Annotated in this window: 12 protein-coding genes; 7 read left to right on the top strand and 5 right to left on the bottom strand. The window is 29.1% G+C overall.

Going from position 1 to position 9,231, the window contains the following annotated elements:
- The 5 genes from FBF21_RS05800 to FBF21_RS05780 are packed head-to-tail and all read left to right on the top strand — an operon-like array spanning position 1 to position 3,483.
- The gene (locus tag FBF21_RS05800) at positions 1 to 762 is read left to right on the top strand and encodes an ATP-binding protein (RefSeq protein WP_002852748.1); all 762 of its coding nucleotides are present in this window, start codon (positions 1 to 3) and stop codon (positions 760 to 762) included.
- On the top strand, positions 759 to 1,445 hold the full coding sequence (locus FBF21_RS05795; RefSeq protein WP_002852847.1) for an endonuclease III domain-containing protein: 687 nt from the start codon (positions 759 to 761) through the stop codon (positions 1,443 to 1,445). The genes FBF21_RS05800 and FBF21_RS05795 overlap by 4 nt, the downstream gene beginning before the upstream one ends.
- Positions 1,442 to 2,254 carry a bifunctional hydroxymethylpyrimidine kinase/phosphomethylpyrimidine kinase gene (thiD, locus tag FBF21_RS05790; RefSeq protein ID WP_002869542.1) on the top strand — a complete coding sequence of 271 codons (813 nt, stop codon included), beginning with the start codon at positions 1,442 to 1,444 and terminating at the stop codon, positions 2,252 to 2,254. Before FBF21_RS05795 ends, thiD begins: the two co-directional genes overlap by 4 nt.
- Positions 2,244 to 2,876 carry a thiamine phosphate synthase gene (thiE, locus tag FBF21_RS05785; RefSeq protein ID WP_002852670.1) on the top strand — a complete coding sequence of 211 codons (633 nt, stop codon included), beginning with the start codon at positions 2,244 to 2,246 and terminating at the stop codon, positions 2,874 to 2,876. The genes thiD and thiE overlap by 11 nt, the downstream gene beginning before the upstream one ends.
- Positions 2,854 to 3,483, top strand: coding sequence for a uroporphyrinogen-III synthase (locus FBF21_RS05780; protein ID WP_002869541.1), 630 nt, complete (start codon positions 2,854 to 2,856; stop codon positions 3,481 to 3,483). The genes thiE and FBF21_RS05780 overlap by 23 nt, the downstream gene beginning before the upstream one ends.
- Here FBF21_RS05780 and FBF21_RS05775 read toward each other — a convergent pair.
- Genes FBF21_RS05775 through fliW form a run of 5 tightly spaced genes read right to left on the bottom strand, consistent with a single transcriptional unit; the run spans position 3,480 to position 6,007 of the window.
- On the bottom strand, positions 3,480 to 3,932 hold the full coding sequence (locus FBF21_RS05775; protein ID WP_002859148.1) for a hypothetical protein: 453 nt from the start codon (positions 3,930 to 3,932) through the stop codon (positions 3,480 to 3,482). The two genes, FBF21_RS05780 and FBF21_RS05775, sit on opposite strands and share 4 nt — an antisense overlap.
- Complete coding sequence (locus FBF21_RS05770; protein ID WP_002858296.1) at positions 3,929 to 4,591, bottom strand: hypothetical protein; 663 nt, start codon at positions 4,589 to 4,591, stop codon at positions 3,929 to 3,931. The genes FBF21_RS05775 and FBF21_RS05770 overlap by 4 nt, the downstream gene beginning before the upstream one ends.
- Complete coding sequence (locus FBF21_RS05765) at positions 4,588 to 4,890, bottom strand: hypothetical protein (protein WP_002875928.1); 303 nt, start codon at positions 4,888 to 4,890, stop codon at positions 4,588 to 4,590. The genes FBF21_RS05770 and FBF21_RS05765 overlap by 4 nt, the downstream gene beginning before the upstream one ends.
- Complete coding sequence (locus tag FBF21_RS05760) at positions 4,887 to 5,618, bottom strand: pyrroline-5-carboxylate reductase (RefSeq protein ID WP_002859150.1); 732 nt, start codon at positions 5,616 to 5,618, stop codon at positions 4,887 to 4,889. The genes FBF21_RS05765 and FBF21_RS05760 overlap by 4 nt, the downstream gene beginning before the upstream one ends.
- Positions 5,618 to 6,007: a flagellar assembly protein FliW gene (gene fliW, locus FBF21_RS05755; RefSeq protein ID WP_002852982.1), complete on the bottom strand. Its 390-nt coding sequence runs from the start codon at positions 6,005 to 6,007 to the stop codon at positions 5,618 to 5,620. Before fliW ends, FBF21_RS05760 begins: the two co-directional genes overlap by 1 nt.
- 160 nt (positions 6,008 to 6,167) lie before the next feature.
- On the opposite strand from fliW, the gene FBF21_RS05750 reads away from it, so the two are divergent.
- Both FBF21_RS05750 and lon read left to right on the top strand, forming a co-directional pair.
- Entirely contained in the window at positions 6,168 to 6,815 is a 648-nt protein-coding gene (locus FBF21_RS05750) for an outer membrane protein assembly factor BamD (protein ID WP_002860191.1), read from the top strand.
- Between the two features lie 16 nt (positions 6,816 to 6,831).
- Positions 6,832 to 9,207 carry an endopeptidase La gene (gene lon / locus FBF21_RS05745; protein ID WP_002852988.1) on the top strand — a complete coding sequence of 792 codons (2,376 nt, stop codon included), beginning with the start codon at positions 6,832 to 6,834 and terminating at the stop codon, positions 9,205 to 9,207.
- Positions 9,208 to 9,231: the final 24 nt, after the last annotated feature.

Raw genomic sequence — 9,231 nt, 5'->3', positions numbered from 1 at the left:
ATGGATTGGAATAAAACTTATGCAGCAATTTATAGAGCAAGAAAAGATTATTTAAAGCCTATTTTTGAAATCGATCCTATTGCTTTAAAAGATTTAGTAGGTATGGAAAGTCAAAAAAAAGCACTTTATGAAAATACTTTAAATTTCATTCAAGATAAGGGAGCAAATCACGCACTTTTATGGGGATCTAAGGGCACTGGAAAATCAAGTTTAATTAAAGCTATATTTAATGAATTTAAAGAACAGGGCTTAAGACTTGTCGAATTAAATAAAGAAGATTTATTTGCCTTAGCAGATATCATCGATGAAATCAGATTAGAAAATTTTAAATTCATACTTTTTTGTGATGATTTTTCTTTTGAAAAGGGAGATGATAGTTATAAATTTTTAAAACCTTTACTTGAGGGAAGCATAGAAAAAGCCCCAAATAATGTAATTATTTATGCGAGTTCAAATCGTAGGCATTTATTAAGTGAAAGCATTACTGATAATCTTGATACGCAAATCACACATACAGAACTTCATTTAAGCGATGCTGCTGAAGAAAGATTAAGTTTGAGTGATAGATTTGGTTTGTGGTTAAGTTTTTATCAGGGAAATTTAGAAGAGTATTTAAAGATGATAGATTTTTATTTTAAAGATTATTCTTGTGATAAAGAGCTTTTGCACGCTAAAGCTAAAGAATTTGCTACTCTAAGAGCAAGTAGAAGTGGTCGTACCGCAAAGCAATTTTATTTAGCTTTTAAGGAGAATTTTAAATGACTGGAGCACAAATTTTTACCAAGCTTTTAAATTTGGATTTAAATTATCATGATTTTGATTGGCTTGAAAATCAAGGATTGAGTGAATTTGAGCTTTTAATTTCTGTCGTTTTAACTCAAAATACAAATTGGAAAAATGTCTTAAAAGCTTTAGAAAATTTAAAAAAAGAAAATATTGCAAGCTTAGAACAAATCAATACTTTATCCAATTTAGAACTTGCAACTTTAATTAAGCCTAGCGGATTTTATAATACCAAAACTAAGCGTTTAAAAGGTTTGGTAGAAAGTATCATAAACACTTATGAAAATTTAGAAAATTTTAAAACAAATGCAAGCAGAGAATGGCTTTTAAATATCAAAGGTTTAGGTTTTGAAAGCGTTGATAGTATTTTAAACTATCTTTGCAAAAGAGAGATTTTGGTTGTAGATAATTATAGTTTGCGTTTGGCTTTTTACTTAGGTTATGAGTTTGAAAATTATGAAGAATTAAGAGAATTTTTTCAAAGTGACATAGAGAGTGAGCAAGAAAATTTGTATAAAATTTTAGGAAAAAAATGCGAACTTTACGAACTTTATCAAATTTTTCATGCTTTGATTGTAGCTTTTGCAAAACAGAGTTTTAAAGGACAAAAATTAAGCCCTAAGGGTGAAGAATGGATCAAAATTTTAAAGGAAGATTTATGAAAGCAAAAGGAAGTGAACTTATACCTGTTTTAACTATAGCAGGGAGTGATTGTAGTGGTGGAGCAGGGATACAAGCCGATCTTAAAACCTTTAGTGCACACAATCTTTTTGGTATGAGTGTGGTTTTAAGTGTGGTAGCTGAAAATACCGCAAGGGTGATTTCTGTACACGATATACCTACTCAAAGCGTGGATGAACAAATGCTTGCCGTGTTTGAAGATATAGTGCCAAAGGCAACTAAAATCGGAATAATAGGTTCTTGTGAATTAATGAGCTGTGTAGCTAAAAATTTAAGCGAGTTTAAACCTCAAAATGTAGTTATTGATCCTGTAATGTTTGCCAAAAATGGCTATGCTTTAATGCCGCAAGAAAATTGTGATTTTTTCAAACAAACTATAATAAAATTTGCAGACATTCTTACTCCTAATATTCCTGAAGCAGAGTTTTTATGTGGTTTTAAGATCGCTAATGAAGAGCAGATGATAAAAGCAGCTAAGCATTTATGCAGCTTGGGGGCTAAGGCAGTTTTACTTAAAGGCGGACATAGTGAAGCAAATGCCAATGATGTGCTTTATAATGGAAAAGAAATTTATATTTTAAAAGGCGAACGCATAGAAACTAAAAATACTCACGGTACAGGTTGTACGCTTTCTTCGGCTATTGCTAGTAATTTAGCTAAAGGCAAGGATTTATTTCACGCTGTTAGTGAAGCTAAAGAGTATGTAAGAAATGCGATTTATTATTCACTTAATCTTGGAAAAGGTTGTGGTCCTACAAATCATTTTTTCAAGTTTCTAGATGAAAAATAAATTAGATCTTAGCCTTTATTTGGTTGCTACTAAGGGAAATAAAAGCGAGGAGTGTTTTTTAAATACTTTAGAAAATGCTATAAAAGGCGGAGTAAGTATCATACAACTTCGTGAAAAAGAGCTTAATGCAAGAGAATTTTATAAACTAGGCTTAAAGGTGCAAAAACTTTGCAAGTCTTATAAAATACCTTTTTTGATTAACGATAGGGTGGATATAGCTTTAGCCTTAGATGCTGATGGGGTGCATTTAGGACAGGAAGATTTAGAAGCAAAATTAGCTAGAAAGCTTTTAGGAGATGAAAAAATCATAGGCTTAAGTCTTAAAAAGTTAGAACAACTTGAGTTTATACAAGGAGTAAATTATCTAGGTTGTGGAGCTATTAAGGCAACGCCTACTAAAGAAAGTTCGCTTTTAAGCCTTGAGCTTTTAAGTCAAATTTGTGATAAAAGCCCTATAGGGGTTGTAGCCATAGGTGGGATTGACAAAGAAGCACTTGTTGAGTTAAAGGGTATAAATTTAAGCGGTGTGGCTGTGGTTAGGGCGATCATGGATGCTAAAGATGCTTTTTTGGCAGCTAAAGAGCTAAAGCGTAAAATCTATGAAAATTTATCTCTTAAATGAAACTCCTTTTGAAGGGGTGGAAAATCTTATTTTAAATGAGATTGTTTTTTATGATTTTAGTGTGGATTTGAGTTTGTATGATGCTTTAATCTGCACTTCAAAAAATGCTTTAAAAGCTTTACAACATGCAAAAATCACTTTAAATTTCAAACTCAATTTATACGCTGTGGGACAAAGTACAGCTCAATACGCTAAAAATTTAGGTTTTAAAAAGATTAAAATTCCATCAAAGGCTTATGGAAAAGATCTTTTTCTTGAATTTAAAGAGGAGTTAAAAATGCAAAAATGTTTGTATTTAAGGGCTAAAAATATTGTTTCAACTTTAAATTTGGATCTTAAAAATGTAGGTGTGGATTTAGATGAAATGATTGTTTATGAAAATGTTTTTAAAAAAGGCGACAAAAAGCTTATCTATCCTGCTATTTTTATATTCACCTCTCCTTTAAGTGTAGAAAATTTTTTAAAATTTTATAGCTTAAAAGAAGAAGATAAGGTTGTAGTTATAGGGCAAAGCACAGCAAAGAAGCTTTTAAATTTTAAAAATCTTTATATATGCGCAAATCAAAGTCTTTTAGACTGTGTTAAGCTCGCTAAGACTTTGGTTTAATTTTTTAAATTCCAAAAATTTTCTTTGGGATAAATAATAATGCTTTTTGTGAGTAAAATTTCATCATTGACATTTTTATCACGATTTAAAGCAATGCTAATGTGGGCTATAATAACACCATCTTTGCTTAAATTTGCATCGGGATTGAAGTTGGAAAATTTAAAATTAACACATTGTGCAATAGGATAAAAATATTTTATTTTAATCAAAGCTTTTGTGTAATTAAAATATATATTGTCTAAACATTCTTTATTTTCTTGCTTTGCTTGATATAAAAAATATTTAGAAAATTGCGTTGCATTGTGACTTAAAATTTGAGCTTGAAGGTAGTAATAACTATCTTGGATTATTTTTGGAGTATAGCTGGATATGTTTAAGGTCAAGCTCATCCATAGACTTATTAGTAGTATTAAAAAAATTGTCCAAATTAAAACATAAGCTTTTTTCACAGTAAAATTCTTTTTTCAAGGCAATGTTTTGTTTGTCTTTTTAGGCAAATTTTTAATTTATTGTTTTGCAGGTTAAATGAGCTTATGTTTTTAGAAATTAATCCTTGTTGGTTTAATTGTTCATTAAATTTTGGCTTTATTTCATATATAAGTTCTTCATTTTGCAATTTGATAACTAATTGAGCTTGCAAAGGAATAAAACTACCTGTAAAATTTGCAGATATACCATTTTCCAAGATAGATATTTTTTCAATCTTATTAATTTTATAAGCATAGCTAATATGTTCATTGTCGTTATATAAATCTTTTCTATTTTGGAGTTGTGTTTTAAAATCAGAATGAGGTGAATAAAGTGTATGATTATTTTCTAAAATAAGAGCAGAATTAATAAGATAAAGTTTATTATCTTTTAGGCTAATTAACTCATCTTTTAAAAGACATTTTAATGTATTTTGTGAAAATGTAATATTAATACAATTTTGTATTAATTTTTCTATTTTAAGCAAGTTTAAATGTGCTTGAGTGATAAGATTGTTTGTATGTAAAGCAGTAAAATTTAAATGATAAAAATCCATTAAAGGTTTTGAAAGTAAGCTAGTTATAAAAGTAAAAAGTATTAGTGATATTATAAGTTCAAAAAGTGTAAAAGCTTTGCTCATTCTTTAAAATAAACGCTATAATTTTGATCTTGAAAGTATAATTTTTGAAATTGAAATATACCATCATTAACAAACTGTTCTTGTAAAACTATAGGTTTTAAGGCTGAAGTTTGAAGTATGATGGTTTTAAAAATAGGCTTTTCATATAATTCTTCTTGAAGTTTATAGAGTCTTTTAAAAATATTTAAATTTTCATAGTTTTTGTAAAGTTGAATATAGTAATAAAAAATGCCAATGAAAATTAAAGATATGATCGTTATAGCACTAATGCTTTCTATAAGTATGAAAGCCTTTTTCATTTAGCGCTGCTAGCATTTATGGCTTCAAAAAAACTTCCGCGAATTCCTTTTTGTTCGAGTATTTTTATGCCTTTTATTGTAACTCCTCCAGGGGAGCAAATATTTTCTTTGATAATAGCTGGATGCTCATGTTCTAGTAAAGCACTAGAGCTTTTAAATAAAGAGCGCGTAAGATTGAGACTAAGTTCTTTTGACAAACCTTCATAAACTCCAGCATTAGCAATGCTTTCTGCTATAAGTGCTAAAAAAGCAGGAGCGCAGCCGCTAATCGCCATAGCTGCATTCATTTGTATTTCATTATCTAATTTATAAGCCGAGCCAAAAGTTTTTAAAATGTCTAAAATTTCATTTTCAAAATGAGAGTTTTTAAGTATATATGGTGTGGTTGAAGCCTTGTATTTAGCTGCTGTATTGGGTATTATTCTAACATAATTTTGAGCTTTGATGGTTTGTAGTTTTTCAAAATCAACATTGGCTAAAACAGAGATTAAGATACGTGCTTGTCCTTTTAGCATTTGAGCAATATTTTCTAAAGCATAAGGTTTAAATGCTAAAATAACATCTTTACCTTCTATGTTAAAATCTTTGTAAAGTAAGGTTTTAAAGCCTTCTTTGGCGAGGGCTTGAAGTTTTTCTATACTTCTTCCTACTATACAAATTTCATAATCATCTTTTAACCCATAGGCTAAGGCTGTTGCCATAGATCCATTTGCAAGTATATAGAGCATTATTTTTTAATATAATTAGCAATTTGATCAGCTTGAAAAAAGTCGGGATAATTAACTGTATCTAGTATCACTTGTACCATAGTATTATTATCAAGATTAATGACTACTGGAGCTAGAAAATTCACTGTCGATTCTTCAATGCTTTTTGCTATGGCTACTATATTAAAAATTTTCATATTAGATTCAGGTGTTAAAGAAAGAAGCTCTTGATAATAAGTTGGTATATCAAATTCATAATCAGGTCTAATCAAATAAGGATTAATTAAAACAAAAGAAAAGTCTTTACCATCAAGACTTTTAAGTCTTACAAATACTTCATCGATAGTTGAAAATTCCATATTTTTGGTTTCTTCAAAACCTAAGATAGGGCATTTAACAGCTAGGGTCATGTTTTCTCCTCAAGTTATAATGTTTAATATTTTAACATAAAATAAGCAATAATCATTCCAAAATTTTAAATTATTTAATTAATTTTATTATAATTTTAGAAGAACATAATTATAAAATCGTTAAAATATATATTTTTGAGAATATAAATCAAGGTGAAGTATGAAAAAAGGTATTTTTTTATTGGTTTTTTTAAGTGTTTTTTTTAGTGCGTGTAGTACGAAAAATGATGAAGGTTTATACAATCTTAGTGCTAGTGAGTGGTATAAGCAAATTATTAAAGATTTGCAGGACAAGGATTTGGAAAAAGCTGATGATCATTATAATGGTATGGCAAGTGAGCATGTTGCCGATCCTTTATTGGAAACTATTTTAATTATTTTAGCACAAGCTCATATGGATGAAGAGGAATATAAGTTAGCTGAATTTTATTTAGATGAATATAATAAAAAATTTGGAAATTCACGCAATGCTGATTATATTCGTTATCTTAAAATTAAGGCAAAATTTGATGCATTTGCAGTGCCAAATCGTAATCAGGCTTTAATGCTTGAAAGCCAAAAAGAAATAGATACTTTTTTGAAAGATTATCCTTATACAGAATATGAACCTTTGGTTCAAACAATGCTTACAAAATTTAATTTAGCGGTTTTTTATCTTAATAGTACTATAGAAAATCTATACCAGCGCATAGGGCATGATGAAAGTGCACAAATTTATAAACAAAGACTTCAAGAAAGTGAATTTTATCAGCAAAGTATTATCAAACCTGAGCTTCCTTGGTATAGAAGTATATTTGAAAGATTTTAATAAACAAGGAAAATAAATGCAGATTGAAGAGATACAAAATTATCCAGCAAATTTACCAGTATTGGTTGAAGATGAATTATTTTTATATCCTTTTATGATAACTCCTATTTTTATTAACGATTCATCCAATATGAAAGCTTTAGATCTTGCGATTAAAAATGATAGCATGCTTTTTGTTGCACCTTCAAAGTTGGAAAATGGAAGAAATTTTGATGAAATTTATAATTGCGGAGTGATTGGGACTATCATGCGAAAAGTTCCTTTGCCTGATGGAAGAGTGAAAATACTTTTTCAAGGATATGCCAAGGGTAAAATTATAGAGCAAATTTCTAATAAACCTTTAGAAGCCAAGATAGAACTTATAAAAGAAGACTTTTTAGAAGGAACTAAAAAAGAAGCACTTCTTGAAGTTTTAAAAGAGAAAGTAAAAAATTTGGCAAATATTAGTCATTATTTTTCTCCAGATCTTTTAAGAACAATTGAAGAAGGTTTTGATGCATCTAGGATTTGCGATTTGATTTTAAATACTGTGCGTATTAAAAAACAAGTTGCTTATGAGTTTTTTATTTTAACAGATCTTGAGCAAAAATTAGTAAAATTAATAGATTTAATTGCTCAAGAAATAGAAGCTAATAAAATTCAAAAAGAAATTAAAAATAAAGTACATTCTCGTATTGATAAGGTAAATAAAGAATATTTTTTAAAAGAACAATTAAGACAAATTCAAAAAGAGCTTGGTTCTGATACGCAAAAAGAAGATGAGGTTAGAGAGTATCAAAAGCGTCTGGAGTTAAAGAAGAAATTTATGCACGAAGACGCTTATAAAGAAATCAAAAAACAAATTGAAAAATTCGAACGCATTCATCAAGATAATTCCGAAGCATCGATGATTCAAACTTACATAGAAACAGCATTAGATGTTCCTTTTGAAAAAATTTCTAAGAAAAAACTTGATATTAAGGAAGTTTCAAAACAGCTCAACCATGATCATTATGCATTAAATAAACCAAAAGAACGCATAGAAGAATATTTTGCAGTTAGGGAACTTTTAGAAAAAAGAAAAATAGCAGAAAAAGATGGTGCTAAAGTTATACTTTGTCTTTATGGGCCTCCTGGTGTTGGTAAAACTTCACTGGCAAATTCTGTTTCAAAAGCTTTAAAAAGAGAGCTTATTCGTATAGCCTTAGGTGGACTTGAAGATGTTAATGAGCTGCGTGGTCATCGTAGAACTTATATAGGCGCTATGCCTGGACGTATTACTCAAGGACTCATAGAGGCAAAACAAATTAATCCTGTAATTGTATTGGATGAAATTGATAAATTAAATCGCAGTTTTAGAGGCGATCCAAGTGCGGTGCTTTTAGAAATTTTAGATCCAGAGCAAAATTCTAAATTTAGGGATTATTATTTAAATTTTAATATTGATTTAAGTAAAGTCATTTTTATAGCAACGGCAAATGATATTAGCAATATTCCTGCACCTTTAAGAGATAGAATGGAATTTATAGAACTTAGCTCTTATACTCCAAGTGAAAAATTTCATATAATGAAAAAATATTTAATTCCAGATGAGCTTAAAAAACATGGCTTAAAATCCAATGAATTATTTATTGATGATGAAACTATAGAGCTAATCATTAGCGATTATACTCGTGAATCAGGAGTTAGAAATTTGCGTCGCAAAGTGGCAGAGTTGTGTCGTAAGAGTGCTAAAAAACTACTTTTAGAAAATATTAAAAAAGTCATTATTAATACAAAAAATTTGAATGAATTTTTAGATAAAAAAGTTTTTGAAATAGAAAAAAATAATGGAGAAAATCAAGTAGGTCAGGTCAATGGTTTGGCTTGGACAAGCGTAGGTGGAGATGTTTTAAAAGTAGAGGCTGTAAAAATTAAAGGTAAAGGAGAATTAACGCTCACAGGAAGTTTGGGTGATGTAATGAAAGAATCAGCTAGAATTGCTTTTAGCATGATAAAAGTTTTAATCGATGAAGGAAAAATAAAAATACCTAAAAAAATAATTATTGATCCTAAAGTTAATGTTTATGATAGTTATAATATTCATATACATGTGCCAGATGGAGCTACTCCAAAAGATGGCCCAAGTGCAGGTATTACGATAAGCACAGCTATTGCTTCTATTTTTAGTGATAAAAAGGTTAAAGCAGATGTTGCAATGACGGGTGAAATAGATTTAAAAGGAAAAGTTTTACCAATAGGCGGATTAAAAGAAAAATTAATTGCAGCTTATAAAGCAGATATAAAAACAGCTTTAATTCCAAGAAAAAATTACGAAAGAGATTTAAAAGATATTCCTAGTGAGGTTAGAGACAATATGGAAATCATTGCTGTTGATACTTTCAGTGATGTTTTAGAATATACTTTGGTTTAACTTTATTTTGAGAATAAATGTATA

The organism is Campylobacter sp. CFSAN093238, from assembly GCF_012898015.1.
Classification (GTDB): domain Bacteria; phylum Campylobacterota; class Campylobacteria; order Campylobacterales; family Campylobacteraceae; genus Campylobacter_D; species Campylobacter_D jejuni.
The sequence above is the reverse complement of the archived record's forward strand: the minus strand, read 5'-3'. Positions and strand labels throughout refer to the sequence as shown.